This is a genomic window from Denitratisoma sp. DHT3 (assembly GCF_007833355.1).
Lineage (GTDB): Bacteria > Pseudomonadota > Gammaproteobacteria > Burkholderiales > Rhodocyclaceae > Denitratisoma.
Window position 1 is genome coordinate 3,467,231 of record NZ_CP020914.1, and the last position, 14,709, is coordinate 3,481,939.

Genomic DNA, 14,709 nt, shown 5'->3' on the forward strand with positions numbered 1-14,709 from the left:
CCGACGGTGTGTATGGATACCAACCAATCATGTCTGCTATTACCGAAAGCTTTGCCGCCCTTTTCGAGGAGAGCCTTTCCCGCCAGGAAATGCGCGCCGGTGAAGTCATCACCGCCGAAGTCGTGCGCATCGACCAGAACTATGTGGTCGTCAACGCCGGTCTCAAATCCGAATCCTTCATCGCCATCGACGAATTCAAGAACGATCGCGGCGAAGTCGAAGTCCAGCCCGGCGATTTCGTGCAAGTCGCGATCGAGATGCTGGAAGACGGCTATGGGGAAACCCGCCTGTCCCGCGACAAGGCCAAACGCATCGCTGCCTGGAACGACCTGGACAAGGCGCTCAACGAGAGCATCCTGGTCAAGGGCATGATCACCGGCAAGGTCAAGGGCGGCCTCACCGTCATGGCCAACGGCATCCGCGCCTTCCTGCCCGGTTCCCTGGTGGATACCCGCCCGGTCAAGGACACCACCCCCTACGAGGGCAAGGAATTCGAATTCAAGGTCATCAAGCTCGACCGCAAGCGCAACAACGTGGTGCTGTCGCGCCGCGCCGTGCTCGAGGCTTCCATGGGCGAAGAGCGCCAGAAGCTGCTGGAAACCCTCCAGGAAGGCACCATCATCAAGGGCATCGTCAAGAACATCACCGACTACGGCGCCTTCGTGGACCTGGGCGGCATCGACGGCCTGCTGCACATCACCGATCTGGCTTGGCGCCGCGTCCGTCACCCCTCCGAAGTGCTCACCGTGGGTGATGAGATCACCGCCAAGGTGCTGAAGTTCGACCAGGAGAAGAACCGCGTCTCCCTGGGCATGAAGCAGCTGGGCGAAGATCCCTGGGTGGGCATCGCCCGCCGCTACCCCTTCGGTACCCGCCTGTTCGGCAAGGTCACCAACCTCACCGACTACGGCGCCTTCGTCGAGATCGAGCAGGGCATCGAAGGCCTGGTGCACGTCTCCGAGATGGACTGGACCAACAAGAACATCCATCCGTCCAAGGTCGTTCAGCTGGGCGACGAGGTGGAAGTGATGATCCTCGAGATCGACGAGGAGCGTCGCCGCATCTCCCTGGGCATGAAACAGTGCCTGTCCAACCCCTGGGACGATTTCGCCCAGAACTACAAGAAGGGCGACAAGGTGAAGGGCGCCATCAAGTCGATCACCGACTTCGGCATCTTCATCGGCCTGCCCGGCGGCATCGACGGTCTGGTGCATCTGTCCGACCTGTCCTGGAACGTGGCTGGCGAGGAAGCCAAGCAGAACTACAAGAAGGGCGACGAGGTGGAAGCCATGGTGCTGGCCATCGACGTCGAGAAGGAGCGCATCTCCCTGGGCATCAAGCAGATGGACGGCGACCCCTTCACCAGCTTCATCGCCACCCATGACAAGAACAGCCTGGTCAACGGCACCGTCAAGAGCGTGGATCAGCGCGGCGCGGTGATCGACCTGGGCGGCGACGTCGAGGGTTATCTGCGCGCTTCCGAGGCCGCCCGCGAGCGCATCGAGGATCTGCGCACGCTGTACAAGGAAGGCGACGCCGTCGAGGCCGTGATCATCAACGTGGACCGCAAGACCCGTTCCATCAGCCTGTCCATCAAGGCGAAGGACCAGGCCGAGCAGAACGCGGTGATGCAGAAGCTGGCTTCGGAAAGCTCCGGCTCCGCAGGCACCACCAACCTGGGTGCCCTGCTCAAGGCCAAGCTGAACCAGAACTGAGCCGTTGCAGGCGTCGTCCATGACCAAGTCTGAGCTGATTGACAGGCTGTCGGCCCGCTTCCCCCAACTGGTGGCGAAGGACGCCGATTTCGCGGTGAAGACCATCCTGGATGCGATGACCAGCGCGCTGGCGCAAGGCGATCGCATCGAGATCCGCGGCTTCGGCAGCTTCGCCCTCAACTATCGTCCTCCCCGCATCGGGCGCAACCCCAAATCGGGAGCCAAGGTGCAGGTGCCGGCCAAGTACGTGCCGCACTTCAAGGCGGGCAAGGAGTTGCGGGAGCGGGTGGATCAGAACGGTCACACCGGCTAGCGTCATGGGCGCCCTGCTGGCGCTGTATCGGGCGGGCGGCATTCATTGCGGATGCCGCCCGTTTTTCATGATCGAAGGATTGAATGTGGGCTGAAAGCATGAAAATTCTGATCTGGCTGTTGCGCATCGTCATCTTCATCGCTCTGTTCGGTCTCGCCATCAAGAACAGCTCCACGGTGGAATTGCGCTTTTTCTTCGATCAACACACCCTGGCGCCGTTATCCTTGGTGCTGCTGGTGGCCTTCGTCGCGGGCGCCGTGGTGGGCGTGACCGCCGCCCTGGCAACCCTGATCCGGCAGAAACGGGAACTGAGTCGCATCCGGCGCAAAATCGATTCCCTGGGGACGCACTGAATCGTGGAAATCCAACTCTGGTGGCTGCTGGCCCTGCCCGCCTTTTTCATCCTGGGCTGGGTCGCCGCGCGCATCGACATCAAACATCTGGTCCGGGAGTCGCGGGCGCTGCCCCGTTCCTACTTCCGCGGCCTCAACTTCCTGCTCAACGAGCAGCCGGACAAGGCGATCGAAGCCTTTCTCGAAGCGGCCAAGGTCGATACCGAAACCATCGAACTGCACTTCGCCCTGGGCAGCCTGTTTCGCCGTCGGGGCGAAACCGACCGCGCCATCCGCGTGCATCAGAATCTGGTGGATCGCGACGGCCTGTCCGCCGAACAGCGCCTCCACGCGCTCTCCGAACTGGGCCAGGACTACCTGAAGGCGGGCCTGCTGGACCGGGCCGAGGGCATCTTCCTCAAGCTGCGGGGCACGATCCGCGACGAGGATGCCCTGCGTTTCCTGCTCGAGATCTACCAGCAGGAGAAGGAATGGGCCAAGGCGATCGACACCGCCGCGGCGATGCCGGGCCATGCCGACCACATCTGGCAGAAGGAGATGGCCGAGTTCCACTGCGAACTGGCCGCATCCGAGCTGTTGCACGGCCGCTCCGACGCGGCGCGTCAGCATCTGGATGAGGCCCTGCGGGCGAACCGTAAGTGCGTCAGGGCCACCATCCTGCAGGGGGACCTGGCCTGGAACGATAACGACGCCGAAGGCGCGATCGAGGCCTGGAAGCGGGTGGAAGGCCAGAGTCCGGCCTACCTGGCGCTGGTCGCCGGCAAGCTGGTGGAGGCCCATGTCAGGCTGGGGCGCGCCGAGCAGGGCCTGCAGCTGCTGCGCGGCTATCTGGAGCGCAATCCCTCCCTCGATCTCCTCGACGTGGTGGCCCAGATGACGTTGCAGGAAAGCGGTCCCGAAGCGGCCTACCAGCTGGTACGCGACGAGCTGCGGCGCAATCCCACCCTGCTGGGTCTGAACAAATTGCTGGAGGCCCAGGTGACCATGGCGCCGCCGGAGCGGCGCAGCGACCTGGAGCTGGTGCGCAATCTGATCCACGCCCATACCCGCCGTGTGGCCCGCTACCGCTGCGACAGTTGCGGCTTCAAGGCCCGCCAGTTCCATTGGCGCTGCCCGGCCTGCGGCGGCTGGGAAACCTATCCGCCCAGGCGTACCGAGGAATTCGACCTGGCTCCCTGACGGAGCCCCCTTCTTCAAACCTCAAATTCTCGACTCGATATGAAAATCACCGTAATCGGCACCGGCTATGTGGGCCTGGTGAGCGGCACCTGCCTGGCGGACGTGGGCAACGACGTGCTGTGCCTGGACGTGGATGCCAACAAGATCCGCATCCTCAACGAAGGCGGCATCCCCATCTACGAACCGGGTCTGGAGGCCATGGTGAAGAAGAACGAGGCGGCCGGCCGGCTGCGCTTCACCACCGACATCGAGGCCGCCGTGGCCCACGGCACCATCCAGTTCATCGCCGTCGGCACGCCGCCCGACGAGGATGGCTCCGCCGACCTGCAATACGTGCTGGCCGCCGCGCGCAACGTGGGCCGCCACATGCAGGACTACAAGGTGGTGGTGGACAAGAGCACCGTGCCGGTGGGCACCGCCGACAAGGTCCGCGCCGCCATCGCCGACGAACTGCGGCAGCGTGGCATCGAGGTCCCCTACAGCGTGGTTTCCAACCCCGAATTCCTCAAGGAAGGCGCCGCCGTCGAGGACTTCATGAAACCCGACCGCATCGTCGTCGGCGCCGAGGATCCCCACGCCATCGAACTGATGCGGCAGCTCTACGCGCCCTTCCAGCGCAACCACGAGCGCCTGATCATGATGGACGTGCGTTCCGCCGAACTCACCAAGTACGCCGCCAACGCGATGCTGGCGACCCGCATCAGCTTCATGAACGAACTGGCCAACCTGGCCGAGAAGCTCGGTGCCGACATCGAGCACGTGCGCCACGGCATGGGCTCCGATCCGCGCATCGGCTACCACTTTCTCTATCCCGGCTGCGGCTATGGCGGCTCCTGCTTCCCCAAGGACGTGCAGGCACTGGAGCGCACCGCCCGCGAAGTCGGCCAGGAGCTGAAGATACTGACCGCGGTGGAGGCCGCCAATGAAGCCCAGAAGCACGTGCTCACCGGCAAGATCGTCAAGCGCTTTGGCGAGGATCTGACGGGCAGGAACTTCGCCCTCTGGGGCCTGGCCTTCAAGCCCAACACCGACGACATGCGCGAGGCGCCCAGCCGCGCCCTGATCGACGACCTGCTGGCGCGCGGCGCGCGGGTGCGGGCCTACGATCCGGTGGCGACCCACGAGGCGCAGCGGATCTTCGCCGGGGAAGGCCGCGTCGAGTTCGCCACCAGTCCGATGGATGCACTGAAGGATGCCGACGCCCTGGCCATCGTCACCGAATGGAAGGAATTCCGCGCGCCGGATTTCGAGGCCATCAAGAGCCAATTGAAGCAGCCGGTGATCTTCGACGGCCGTAATCTCTACGATCCCCAGCATCCCCGCAAGGCGGGTCTGGAGTATTTCCCCATCGGCAGAAAATGAGCCCCCACCCCCTAACCCCCACCCGGGCGGGGGAACTCGCCAGCTCGCTACGCTCGGGCTGTCACGAGGAACTGCGTGGCGGATATCGTACCGTTGCCGCCTGGCGGCGGCTCGCCGTCTCGCCATGCCCACCCCGCGAAACTTGTTTCGCGGGGACCCCGAGCGGCTGCCCGGCGGCGAGACTACGTTGGAGTAAATAACAAATATGAAAATTCCCGACACCTCGAAAGCCCGCTTGCTGATCGTCGGCGACGTCATGCTCGACCGCTACTGGTTCGGCGACGTTTCGCGGATTTCGCCCGAGGCGCCGGTGCCGGTGGCGAAGATCGAACGCACCGAGGATCGTCCCGGCGGCGCGGCCAACGTGGCCCGCAACTGCGCCGCCCTCGGCGCCCGCACCGGCCTGCTGTCGGTGGTGGGGGCCGACGAGCCGGGGCAGGCATTGGCCCGGCTGCTCTCCAACTCCGGCGTGGACGCCAGCCTGCACGAGGATGCCAAGCTCAACACCACGGTCAAGCTGCGCGTGGTGGCGCGCCAGCAGCAATTGATCCGCATCGATTTCGAGAACGCGCCCGACCACGAGGTGCTGCGGACCAAGCTGGCCGAGTTCGCCCAGCGCGTGGTCGACTGCGACGCGGTGATCCTCTCCGACTACGGCAAGGGCGGCCTGACCCACATCACCGAAATGATCCGGCTCGCCCGCGCCGCGGGCAAGCCGGTGCTGGTGGACCCCAAGGGCGACGACTACGTCCGCTATGTCGGGGCCACCGTGGTCACGCCCAACCGCGCCGAGTTGCGGGAGGTCGTCGGCCGCTGGCGCGACGAGGCGGAACTCACCGAAAAGGCGCAGCGCCTGCGCCGCGACCTGGGCCTGGAGGCATTGCTGCTGACCCGCTCCGAGGAGGGTATGACGCTGTTCTCGGATGCGGGCGAGAGCCACGAGTCGGCGAGGGCCCGCGAGGTGTTCGACGTTTCCGGCGCCGGCGACACCGTCATCGCCACCCTGGCCGTGATGCTGGCCAGCGGCCTGGCGTTGCCCGAGGCGATGAAGATCGCCAACCGGGCGGCCGGCATCGTGGTGGGCAAGCTGGGCACCGCCGTGTGCTCCCTCGAAGAATTGCAGGCGTCCTAGAAGGCTAGGGCGCCGTTACTGGCGGAAGGAAATTCCATGAGCTACTACGTCGTCACCGGCGCCGCCGGTTTCATCGGCTCCAATCTGGTTCATGCCTTGAATCAGCGCGGCATCGACAACATCATCGCCGTCGACAACCTGAAAAAAGCGGACAAGTTCAAGAACCTGACGGATTGCGAGATCGCCGACTATCTGGACAAGGCCGAATTCCTCGAACTGATCGAGGAAGGCGATCTCGACGGCGTGATCGAGGCCGTGCTGCACCAGGGCGCCTGTTCCGACACCATGGAGACCGACGGCGCCTACATGATGTCCAACAACTACCGCTATTCCTGGTCGTTGCTGGATTACTGCCTGGACCAGGGGGTGCCCTATCTCTACGCCTCCTCCGCCTCGGTATACGGCGGCGGCGGCATATTCAAGGAAGAGCGCCGGTATGAGGCGCCGCTCAACGTCTATGGCTATTCCAAGTTCCTCTTCGACCAGATCGTGCGCCGCCGCCTGGTCGACGCGGCATCGCCGGTGACCGGGTTCCGCTACTTCAACGTCTATGGGCCGCGCGAACAGCACAAGGGCCGCATGGCCTCGGTGGCCTTCCACCATTTCAACCAGTACCGGGCCGAGGGCAAGGTGAAGCTGTTCGAGGGCTGCGACGGCTACGGCAACGGCGAGCAGAGCCGCGACTTCGTTTTCGTCGAGGACGTGGTGAAGGTGAACCTGCACTTCCTCGACAAGGGCACCTCGGGCATCTACAACCTGGGCACCGGCCATGCCCAGCCCTTCAACGACGTGGCGGTGGCGGCGGTGAATGCCTGCCGCGCCGCCGAGGGCAAGCCGCCGCTGACGCTGGCCGAGATGGTGGCGCAGGGCCTGGTCGAATACGTCGACTTCCCCGAGGCGTTGAAAGGCAAGTATCAGAGCTTCACCCAGGCCGATCTCTCCAACCTGCGCGCCGCCGGCTACGAAGGCCGGTTCGCCGGCGTCGGCGAGGGGGTCGCCCAATATGTCCAGCATCTGCTGCAAGCGCCATGAAACCCGATACCCCGCAACCGCCCCTGAAGACCCTCGAGAATTTCGTCGGCAATACGCCGCTGGTGCAACTGAAGCGCATCCCGGGTGCGGAGAACGCCCGGCGCAACAACGTGATCCTGGTCAAGCTGGAGGGCAACAACCCGGCCGGTTCGGTGAAGGATCGGCCGGCCCTGTCGATGATCGTCCGGGCCGAGGCGCGCGGCGACATCAAGCCCGGCGACACCCTGATCGAGGCCACTTCGGGCAATACCGGCATCGCCCTGGCGATGGCGGCGGCGATGCGCGGCTACCGCATGATCCTGATCATGCCCGAGAGCCAGAGCGTGGAGCGTTGCCAGACCATGAGCGCCTTCGGCGCCGAACTGATCCTCACCCCCAGGGCCGGCGGCATGGAGGCGGCGCGCGACCTGGCCGACCACATGGTGCGGGAAGGCAAGGGCATCATGCTCGACCAGTTCGCCAACCCGGACAATCCGCTGGCCCACTATGAGGGCACCGGCCCCGAGATATGGCGCGACAGCGCGGGGCGCATCACCCACTTCGTTTCCAGCATGGGCACCACCGGCACCATCATGGGCTGCTCCCGCTATCTGAAGGAGCGGAACCCGGCGATCCAGATCGTCGGCTGCCAGCCCAACGAGGGCTCGCAGATCCCCGGCATCCGCAAGTGGCCCGAGGCCTACCTGCCGCGCATCTACGACAAGTCGCGGGTGGATCGCATCGAATCCGTGAGCCAGGCCGAGGCCGAGGCCATGACCCGGCGCCTGGCGGCCGAGGAGGGCATCTTCGCCGGCATCTCCTCGGGCGGCGCGCTGCACGTCGCGCTGCGCCTTTCGGTCGAACTGGAGAACGCCACCATCGTCACCATCGTCTGCGACCGGGGCGACCGCTATCTGTCCACCGGCGTCTTCCCGGTTTGATCCTCAAAACCTGAAAACTGCGGTTCAAACCGCTTTTGCGTCGCGTCGTGCCGTTGAGAGCCGCCGCGGGGAAAATGCACAAGGCCGTCGAGCGAGAGCCGACGGCCTTGTGGTGGCGCGGAATGCGCGAAGAAGGGGGCTTTGGGCGCCCCCTGGAGATGTTTACAGCTTTGCCAGGTCGGCCTCGACTGCGGCGAGCATTTCCGGCGTGATCTTGCCACCGGAGAAGCCGGCGACCATTTTCAGCGAAAAGCCGCGCGCCATCGCCAGTTGGGGGTTGGTCGAGAAGTCGGGCAGGTGCTTGTCCAGCGTTGTGCGGGCAGCCTCGTTATCCAACAGATCGCCCACCTTGGAATCCAGATTGAAAGCCATGATTTCCGATTGCTCCTTGTATGTTGCTTAGCGGGATGAGAAAAGACCGGAGCCCTGGGGCGTCGGTCCGGTTACGGACAGCTCAAGCGGAGGCAGGCGGCATTCCCACGGTTTGCGGGTGGCCCATGCCCAACCCTGAGCACCGTCCATTACTGAATTGTCAGTCACTGTCGGAGCCGGATGCAAGGTCGGAGCGAGTGGGATTCCCTATTCTGGGTAATCCCATGAATTCCCGGGCGGCCTCGTTCGGCAAAAATCGGCGCATCGCCGGGGCATCCTCGGTGAAATCCCGCTTGCCGTCGCTCAGACGATGATGGTGCCGCCGTCGACGTGGATCACCTGACCGGTGATCCAGCGGCCGTCCTGCGATACCAGCGCGGCGACGGCATCGGCCACCTCCTCGGGCTGGCCCAGCCGACCCATCGCCGCCGCCGTTGCACCGTACTTGCGCAGCGCCGCGGCATCGCCCCCTTCCAGCATCGGCGTGTCGGTCATCCCCGGCGACACCGCATTGACCGTGATGCCGCGCGGCGCCAGTTCCCGGGCCAGCACCTTGGTGAAACCCTCGACCGCCATCTTGCTACCGACGTAGAGGGCCATGGCCGCCGGGTTCGCGACCGTGGCGCCGGTGGAAATGCTGACGATGCGGCCGTCGTCCTCGATGTGGCGGGCGGCTTCACGACACATCATGAAGGTGCCGCGCGCATTGAGGCCGAAGGTGAAGTCGTAGTGACTCATCGGGATGTCGTGGAAGGGCTTCATGTGGCCGATGCCCGCATTGTTGATCACCACGTCGATGCGGCCGTAGCGAGCTTTGACGGCGGCGAAGAAGGCGACGACCTCTTCCTCCTGGCTCACATCGGCGCGGTGGGCGAAAGCTTCGCCGCCGGCCGCGCCGATGCGTTTGACCGTGTCTTCCGCCCCCTCGGCGGATCGAGCGTAGCCGACGGCCACGGCGAAGCCGTCCCGCGCCAGGCGCAGGCAGATGGCCTTGCCAATGCCGGTGCCGCCGCCGCTGACCAGGGCGACGCGACGGGCGTTGTCGTGCATGGTGTTGTCGTTCATGGGCATTCCTTTCGATTTAATGAAGGGCCTGGCGCAGCGCGGCCACGAGGGCGGCGGCCAGCTGTGGGTCGGTAATATAGCCGGTGGGACTGACCCGGTGCGCCCAACCTCGGTAGCGTTCGACGATGGTCCGGGCGGCGGCCTCGGGCGTATCCAGGATGGCGACGGCGTGGATCAGTTCGTCGTCGATGCAGCCGCCCATCTCGGCCCAGCGCCCCGCCTTGCTCATGGCGTTGAGTTCTTCCTGCAGGACGCCCCGGCCCAGCGCGTCGAGCACCGGCCGGTAGGCCGGCGTGGACGCGTAGAAGGCGATCTGGTTTTGCAGCGCCTCCCGGGCCTTGGCCATTTCCTCGCTGTTGCGGCCGACCGCCACCAGCAGTTGGCAGGAGATATCGATGGCGTCGGCCGGCCGGCCGCCTTTGGCGAGGCCACGCTGCAACGCCGGCAGCGCCAGTTGGTCGAGGTAGGGCCGGCAATGGAAGGGATGTACCAGATAGCCGTCGGCGACTTCGCCGGCCACCTCGGTCATGACCGGGCCGACGCCGGCGAGGTAAATACGGGGCGGCCCATAGGGGTTGGGCGGCGGCGCCAGGAGCGGCGGCATCAGGGTGTGGGTGTAGAACTCGCCGCGGAAGTCGAGCGGCGCGCGCTGCTGCCAGGCCTGCCAGATGGCGCGCAGGGCGAGGACGAATTCCCGCATCCGTGCGGCGGGCGCCGACCAGGGCATGGAAAAGCGTTTCTCGATATGGGCCTTGATCTGGGAGCCCAGGCCGAGGATGAAGCGACCCTGGGAGATCCGCTGCAGGTCGTTGCCTAGCTGGGCAACCACCATCGGGTTGCGGGCGAAGGCCACGGCGATGGCGGTGGTCAGGGTCAGGCGCTCGGTGTGCTCGGCGGCGAAGGCGAGCGGCAGGAAAGGGTCGATCCGGCCGTCGAAGGTGTAGGCGCCGTCCAGTCCCTGGGCTTCCAGTTGCCGGGCCTGGGCGCCCGCGTCCAGCGGGTTTTCGGTAAGCAGAGGGGCGTCGATCTTCATTGTGCATTCTCCACTTTATGTTTCGTTGTCCAAGCCCACGGGCCAGTCGCGGCCGACCCGGGAGCGCCACTGCGGCAGGCGCTTTTCCAGGTAGGCCACGCCGCCTTCGATGGCGTCTTCGCGGCCCATGCTCTGCTTGAGCCAACGGGTCTCAAGGCGCTCCACCTCGGGCAGCGTCAGGGTGGCGGCGCGGCAAAGCAGGTGCTTGGTCATGGAGACGGCCAGCGGCGAGCATTGGGTCGCGATCTCGGCCGAGAGGGCCAGCGCCGTGGGCAGCACTTCGGCCGCCGGCACCACGCGCAAGGCCAGGCCCAGTTTTTCCGCCTCGTCGCCGTCGATGCGCCGCCCGGTCATCAGCAGTTCGTTGGCCCGCTCGGTGCCGATCAGCCGGGGCAGGGTCCAATGGATGTAGGCATCGGCCACCACGCCGCGCCGCACCTGGAGCAAGCCGTACTTGCCTTCCCGGGCCAGGACGCGGAAGTCGGCCTGGATCGCGAGGCTCAACCCCAGGCCGATGGCCGCGCCATTGACGGCCGCGATCACCGGCTTCCTGATCTCGAAGGCGGCGGTAGATAGCGCCGCGGCACTGTAGTCGCCGCCCTCGAAGCTGCCGAAGGTGTCTGCGCCGCCGCTCATGTCGGCGCCGGCGCAGAAGGCCTTGCCGGCGCCGGTGACCACCACGACGCGCACATCGTCATCGGCGTCGGCACGGCGGTAGGCGTCGGACCATTCCTCGCCCATGCGGCCTGAAAAGGCGTTCATCACCTCGGGACGATGGAGGGTGATCAGCGCGACATGATCGTGGACTTCATAGCGGATGTCCTGATACATCGGGATTTCCTGGAATATCGGAGCGGCGAGTATAAGAAGCGAGACTCCCGGACGATATTCGCATTTCCGCCGCCGGCGCCGGTCGAGGGGTGTTGCCCCTGGGCTAGAATGCCCGCGTTTCCAAGCCGCTGCCTTTCGCCATGACGCCCGTCCTCGTCTTCGACATCGAGACCATCCCCGACGTAACCGGCCTGCGCCAGATCCACGCGCTGCCGGAGGCGCTGTCCGATGCCGAGGTGGCTGAATACGCCTTTCAGAAACAGCGCGCCCGGAACGGCAGCGACTTCCTGCCCCTGTACCTGCAGCGGGTGGCGGTGATCTCCTGCGTCATGCGTTCCGACGAGGGCTTCAAGGTCTGGTCCCTGGCCGAGCCCAAGCTCAACGAAGGCGAGATCATCCAGCGTTTCTATTCCGGCATCGAGAAATACACGCCCCAGATCATCTCCTGGAACGGCGGCGGCTTCGACCTGCCGGTGCTGCATTATCGCGGCCTGATCCACGGCGTGACCGCGCCCCGCTACTGGGAGACCGGCGAGGGCGGCGCCTTTGATGCCCGCGACTTCAAGTGGAACAACTACATCAGTCGTTACCACAGCCGGCACCTGGACCTGATGGACCTGCTGGCGCTCTACCAGCCCCGGGCCAACGCCCCCCTGGACGAACTGGCCAAGCTGATGGGCCTGCCCGGCAAGCTCGGCATGGACGGCTCCGCCGTCTGGCAGGGGTGGCTCGACGGCCGCATCGACGACATCCGCGATTATTGCGAAACCGACGTGGTGAATACCTACCTGGTCTATCTGCGCTTCCAGCAGATGCGCGGCCATCTCACGGCCGCCGAGCATGAGGACGAGGTGGCCTTCGTCCGTGCGCAGCTGGAGGCTTCGCCCCAGGCGCATTGGCGCAAGTTCCTGGCGGCCTGGGGCTAGGTCGCTATCGGGACTTCGCCCGGCGTCAGCCCCGCGCTGCGGCCAGGCCGGCCCGCAGCAGTTCCTCCACCAGTGCGTTGAGTGGCACCTGCCGGTCTGTGGACCGCTGCTGCAGGGTCTGCACCAATTCCTTGTCGAGCTTCACCGCGAAGGGCACCAGGCCCAACGCCTGATCCCGGCGGCGCTGTTCCTTCTTGTCGGGCACGGCGGCGGCCTGGCCGAAGCGGCCGGGAGTGCCGGCATTCTTCATCTGGCCCATGATCTTGAGGCCGAGGTTCTTTTCCAGATCGGTGCGTTTCATGGTGTTTCCGCAATTCAATGAATGAGGCTCAAACCCGCAGCAGCAGCATTTTCAGCGGATGCTTGCCGTCGCGGCTGGGGAAGTCGGCTTCCGGGACGATCCATTCGGCTTCGCGGATCGGCCGGCCGGCTTTTCTGGCGCTGCGTTCGAGCTGGTCCAGCCAGGCTTCCCGCTCCACCTGGGCCACGTTGTTGCAGCAAACGAGGGTGCCGCCCTCGGCGGTGCACAGCAGGGCGGGCTTGAACAGCGCCGGGTAGTCGTTGACCAGGTCCACCACGCCGAAAGGACTTTTGGCGTAGCGGGGCGGGTCGAGGAACACCAGGTCGAAGGCGCGCGGCTCCAGTTTGGGGAAGGGAGGCATCGGCTTGCCGCGCACCCGTTGCGGCTGGCCGATGCCCGAATACTGGCGCATCGCGGCGAAGGCGTCGGACTTGATGAAGCGCAGGCGCTGGGGCAGTTCGTTCAAGGCGGCGTTGTCCTTGCCGACCTTGAGCGCGGTCTCGGAAAAATCCACGTTCACCACGAAGTCCGCGCCGGCCTTGGCCGCAGCCACGCCGACGCCGCAGGTATAGGCGAACACGTTGAGCAGGGATTTGATGGACTGGCCCGCCGCTTCCGCCATCACCCGGCGCCGGGCGGCGCGCAGGTCGAGAAACAGCCAGGGATCCTGGCCGTCGTGACGGGCCTGGATCTGGTATTTCACGCCCATTTCCCGTGCGATCACCGGCGTGGTGGCGATGGCCATGGCCTCGGCCGACAAAGGATTGCCGATGCGCGAATTCTTCGCGCTGCGGTCGTTGTAGACCAGCTTCAGCCCCGCTATCCGGCTGCGGTAGAAGGACTCGATGGCCTCCACCGCGGCCGGTTCCAGGGTGCGATGGAAGCTCTGCACCAGCAGCAACTCGCCGTAGCGGTCCACCGTCAGCCCGCTTTCCCCCTCCACGCTGCCGTGGAACAAGCGGTAGGCGTCGGTGGACTCGGCGTGGAGCCGCGCCAGCAGCCCGCCACGGGCGGCATGGGCGGCGTCCAGCAGGGCGGTCAGGGCTTCTTGAGCCACTCGCCCTTGTCGTCCTGAATCCACCAGCCGGATTTCATTTCCTTCTGCCAGCGGTCTTTCAGGTGCACCCGGATGACGGGGATGGCGTCGCGCTTGCCGTTGCCGTCGGCGATCGCCATGGCCATGGATTCCCGGTCATGGTTCTCGGCGTCGATCAGCTTTTCGGCGATCTGGCGTTGCGGCAGGGTCAGGTGCTGGTCGGCGCCGGGGTGGATCGCCACCATGCCCTTGTTGTCGACGCCGATGATGCCGGCTTCGTAGAAGCGGACCAGGCGCGAGAAGCGCTGCCCCATCGCGTGATGGGTGACCACGATGGGCGGGGTGCCCATGTCGTAGTTGATGCCGTCGATGGTTTCCGCCCAGGCGGTGGACAGGGTGGCGGCGGACAGCAGGACGGTCAGGGCGAACTTCATGGGGCTCTCCTATTTTCCGGACAGTAGCAGTTTGAGATCGTCGGCCACGTTGCGCGCGCTTTCGCCGTAGCGGATCACCAGGCGCAGGCGGCCCTGCGGGTCGAAGGCGTAACTGGCCGTGGAATGGTCGATGGTGTAGCCGCTGCCGGCGGGTTGCTTGGCGTAGAACACCTTGAACTCCTGGGCAACCGCCGCCGTCGCCTGCGCGTCGCCGCGCAGGCCGAGAAAACTCGGGTTGAATTGGGGAACGTAGGTGGCCAGCAATTCGGCGCTGTCCCGTTCCGGGTCGAGGGTGACGAACAGCACCTGGACGCGCTGCGCATCGGGACCCAGCAGATCCATGACTTCGCGCATGGTGGTCAGCGTGGTGGGGCAGACGTCGGGGCAATGGGTGTAGCCGAAGAACAGCACCACGACCTTGCCGCGGAAATCCTCGAGGCGCCGCGGGTTGCCGGCGGGATCGTTGAGGCTGAAGGTCTTGCCCCAGTCGATCCCGGTGATGTCCGTGGCATGGAACTGGACGGGCTGGCCGCAGCCGGCGAGCGCCAGGGCGGTGAGCAGGATGTGGAGATAGCGGCGCATCGGATGGAAAACCAGGTGGGGTAAGTCGTGAGAGCGTGCCATGGAGCGGGCCAGTATAACCGAGCCGGCATGCCGGAAACTTGACGGAGGCGGGGCTGGATCAAGGTCGGTACGCGCCGCTGA

General features: G+C 65.5%; 17 protein-coding genes. 9 read left to right on the top strand and 8 right to left on the bottom strand.

Annotation, left to right across the window (positions count from 1 at the left end; translation table 11 throughout):
* The first annotated feature begins 29 nt into the window (after positions 1-29).
* The 8 genes from rpsA to cysM all read left to right on the top strand — a co-directional run bounded on the left by rpsA (position 30) and on the right by cysM (position 8,006).
* Positions 30-1,715 (top strand): 30S ribosomal protein S1, encoded by a 1,686-nt coding sequence (gene rpsA, locus B9N43_RS16080; protein ID WP_145843210.1) that lies wholly within the window; start codon positions 30-32, stop codon positions 1,713-1,715.
* A gap of 19 nt (positions 1,716-1,734) precedes the next feature.
* Positions 1,735-2,028: an integration host factor subunit beta gene (locus B9N43_RS16085; protein WP_145843211.1), complete on the top strand. Its 294-nt coding sequence runs from the start codon at positions 1,735-1,737 to the stop codon at positions 2,026-2,028.
* Positions 2,029-2,126: 98 nt separating this feature from the next.
* Complete coding sequence (locus tag B9N43_RS16090) at positions 2,127-2,381, top strand: lipopolysaccharide assembly LapA domain-containing protein (RefSeq protein WP_186453869.1); 255 nt, start codon at positions 2,127-2,129, stop codon at positions 2,379-2,381.
* A 3-nt stretch (positions 2,382-2,384) separates the two neighbouring features.
* Positions 2,385-3,560, top strand: coding sequence for a lipopolysaccharide assembly protein LapB (lapB, locus tag B9N43_RS16095; RefSeq protein WP_145843213.1), 1,176 nt, complete (start codon positions 2,385-2,387; stop codon positions 3,558-3,560).
* Between the two features lie 39 nt (positions 3,561-3,599).
* Positions 3,600-4,922 carry a UDP-glucose dehydrogenase family protein gene (locus tag B9N43_RS16100; protein WP_145843214.1) on the top strand — a complete coding sequence of 441 codons (1,323 nt, stop codon included), beginning with the start codon at positions 3,600-3,602 and terminating at the stop codon, positions 4,920-4,922.
* A 205-nt stretch (positions 4,923-5,127) separates the two neighbouring features.
* Entirely contained in the window at positions 5,128-6,054 is a 927-nt protein-coding gene (rfaE1, locus tag B9N43_RS16105) for a D-glycero-beta-D-manno-heptose-7-phosphate kinase (RefSeq protein WP_145843215.1), read from the top strand.
* 36 nt (positions 6,055-6,090) lie between these two features.
* Positions 6,091-7,086 (top strand): ADP-glyceromanno-heptose 6-epimerase, encoded by a 996-nt coding sequence (gene rfaD, locus B9N43_RS16110; RefSeq protein WP_145843217.1) that lies wholly within the window; start codon positions 6,091-6,093, stop codon positions 7,084-7,086.
* Positions 7,083-8,006: a cysteine synthase CysM gene (gene cysM / locus B9N43_RS16115; protein ID WP_145843218.1), complete on the top strand. Its 924-nt coding sequence runs from the start codon at positions 7,083-7,085 to the stop codon at positions 8,004-8,006. The genes rfaD and cysM overlap by 4 nt, the downstream gene beginning before the upstream one ends.
* 162 nt (positions 8,007-8,168) lie before the next feature.
* Here cysM and B9N43_RS16120 read toward each other — a convergent pair whose 3' ends face one another.
* The 4 genes from B9N43_RS16120 to B9N43_RS16135 form a co-directional block, all read right to left on the bottom strand.
* A complete protein-coding gene (locus B9N43_RS16120; protein ID WP_145843219.1) occupies positions 8,169-8,378 on the bottom strand; it encodes a hypothetical protein in 210 nt (69 codons plus the stop codon).
* A 303-nt stretch (positions 8,379-8,681) separates the two neighbouring features.
* Positions 8,682-9,443 (bottom strand): SDR family oxidoreductase, encoded by a 762-nt coding sequence (locus B9N43_RS16125; protein ID WP_186453870.1) that lies wholly within the window; start codon positions 9,441-9,443, stop codon positions 8,682-8,684.
* A 16-nt stretch (positions 9,444-9,459) separates the two neighbouring features.
* Positions 9,460-10,476 (bottom strand): TIGR03617 family F420-dependent LLM class oxidoreductase, encoded by a 1,017-nt coding sequence (locus B9N43_RS16130; protein WP_145843221.1) that lies wholly within the window; start codon positions 10,474-10,476, stop codon positions 9,460-9,462.
* Positions 10,477-10,491: 15 nt separating this feature from the next.
* On the bottom strand, positions 10,492-11,307 hold the full coding sequence (locus B9N43_RS16135) for an enoyl-CoA hydratase-related protein (protein ID WP_145843223.1): 816 nt from the start codon (positions 11,305-11,307) through the stop codon (positions 10,492-10,494).
* A 140-nt stretch (positions 11,308-11,447) separates the two neighbouring features.
* Here B9N43_RS16135 and B9N43_RS16140 point away from each other — a divergent pair, with 140 nt between their 5' ends.
* The gene (locus B9N43_RS16140) at positions 11,448-12,233 is read left to right on the top strand and encodes a 3'-5' exonuclease (protein WP_145843224.1); all 786 of its coding nucleotides are present in this window, start codon (positions 11,448-11,450) and stop codon (positions 12,231-12,233) included.
* 25 nt (positions 12,234-12,258) lie between these two features.
* On the opposite strand, the gene B9N43_RS16145 is transcribed toward B9N43_RS16140, so the two are convergent.
* The 4 genes from B9N43_RS16145 to B9N43_RS16160 are packed head-to-tail and all read right to left on the bottom strand — an operon-like array spanning position 12,259 to position 14,586.
* Complete coding sequence (locus tag B9N43_RS16145; protein WP_145843225.1) at positions 12,259-12,534, bottom strand: hypothetical protein; 276 nt, start codon at positions 12,532-12,534, stop codon at positions 12,259-12,261.
* Between the two features lie 28 nt (positions 12,535-12,562).
* The gene (locus B9N43_RS16150; protein ID WP_186453871.1) at positions 12,563-13,591 is read right to left on the bottom strand and encodes a class I SAM-dependent rRNA methyltransferase; all 1,029 of its coding nucleotides are present in this window, start codon (positions 13,589-13,591) and stop codon (positions 12,563-12,565) included.
* Positions 13,573-14,004 (bottom strand): DUF1318 domain-containing protein, encoded by a 432-nt coding sequence (locus tag B9N43_RS16155; RefSeq protein ID WP_145843226.1) that lies wholly within the window; start codon positions 14,002-14,004, stop codon positions 13,573-13,575. The genes B9N43_RS16150 and B9N43_RS16155 overlap by 19 nt, the downstream gene beginning before the upstream one ends.
* 9 nt (positions 14,005-14,013) lie before the next feature.
* Complete coding sequence (locus B9N43_RS16160; protein ID WP_145843623.1) at positions 14,014-14,586, bottom strand: SCO family protein; 573 nt, start codon at positions 14,584-14,586, stop codon at positions 14,014-14,016.
* Positions 14,587-14,709: the final 123 nt, after the last annotated feature.

Coding starts and splice junctions, on each gene's coding strand:
- rpsA (WP_145843210.1), top strand. CDS start 30: ATGTCTGCTATTACCGAAAGCTTTGCCGCCCTTTTCGAGGAGAGCCTT.
- B9N43_RS16085 (WP_145843211.1), top strand. CDS start 1,735: ATGACCAAGTCTGAGCTGATTGACAGGCTGTCGGCCCGCTTCCCCCAA.
- B9N43_RS16090 (WP_186453869.1), top strand. CDS start 2,127: ATGAAAATTCTGATCTGGCTGTTGCGCATCGTCATCTTCATCGCTCTG.
- B9N43_RS16100 (WP_145843214.1), top strand. CDS start 3,600: ATGAAAATCACCGTAATCGGCACCGGCTATGTGGGCCTGGTGAGCGGC.
- rfaE1 (WP_145843215.1), top strand. CDS start 5,128: ATGAAAATTCCCGACACCTCGAAAGCCCGCTTGCTGATCGTCGGCGAC.
- rfaD (WP_145843217.1), top strand. CDS start 6,091: ATGAGCTACTACGTCGTCACCGGCGCCGCCGGTTTCATCGGCTCCAAT.
- cysM (WP_145843218.1), top strand. CDS start 7,083: ATGAAACCCGATACCCCGCAACCGCCCCTGAAGACCCTCGAGAATTTC.
- B9N43_RS16120 (WP_145843219.1), bottom strand. CDS start 8,378: ATGGCTTTCAATCTGGATTCCAAGGTGGGCGATCTGTTGGATAACGAG.
- B9N43_RS16125 (WP_186453870.1), bottom strand. CDS start 9,443: ATGAACGACAACACCATGCACGACAACGCCCGTCGCGTCGCCCTGGTC.
- B9N43_RS16130 (WP_145843221.1), bottom strand. CDS start 10,476: ATGAAGATCGACGCCCCTCTGCTTACCGAAAACCCGCTGGACGCGGGC.
- B9N43_RS16135 (WP_145843223.1), bottom strand. CDS start 11,307: ATGTATCAGGACATCCGCTATGAAGTCCACGATCATGTCGCGCTGATC.
- B9N43_RS16140 (WP_145843224.1), top strand. CDS start 11,448: ATGACGCCCGTCCTCGTCTTCGACATCGAGACCATCCCCGACGTAACC.
- B9N43_RS16145 (WP_145843225.1), bottom strand. CDS start 12,534: ATGAAACGCACCGATCTGGAAAAGAACCTCGGCCTCAAGATCATGGGC.
- B9N43_RS16155 (WP_145843226.1), bottom strand. CDS start 14,004: ATGAAGTTCGCCCTGACCGTCCTGCTGTCCGCCGCCACCCTGTCCACC.
- B9N43_RS16160 (WP_145843623.1), bottom strand. CDS start 14,586: ATGCGCCGCTATCTCCACATCCTGCTCACCGCCCTGGCGCTCGCCGGC.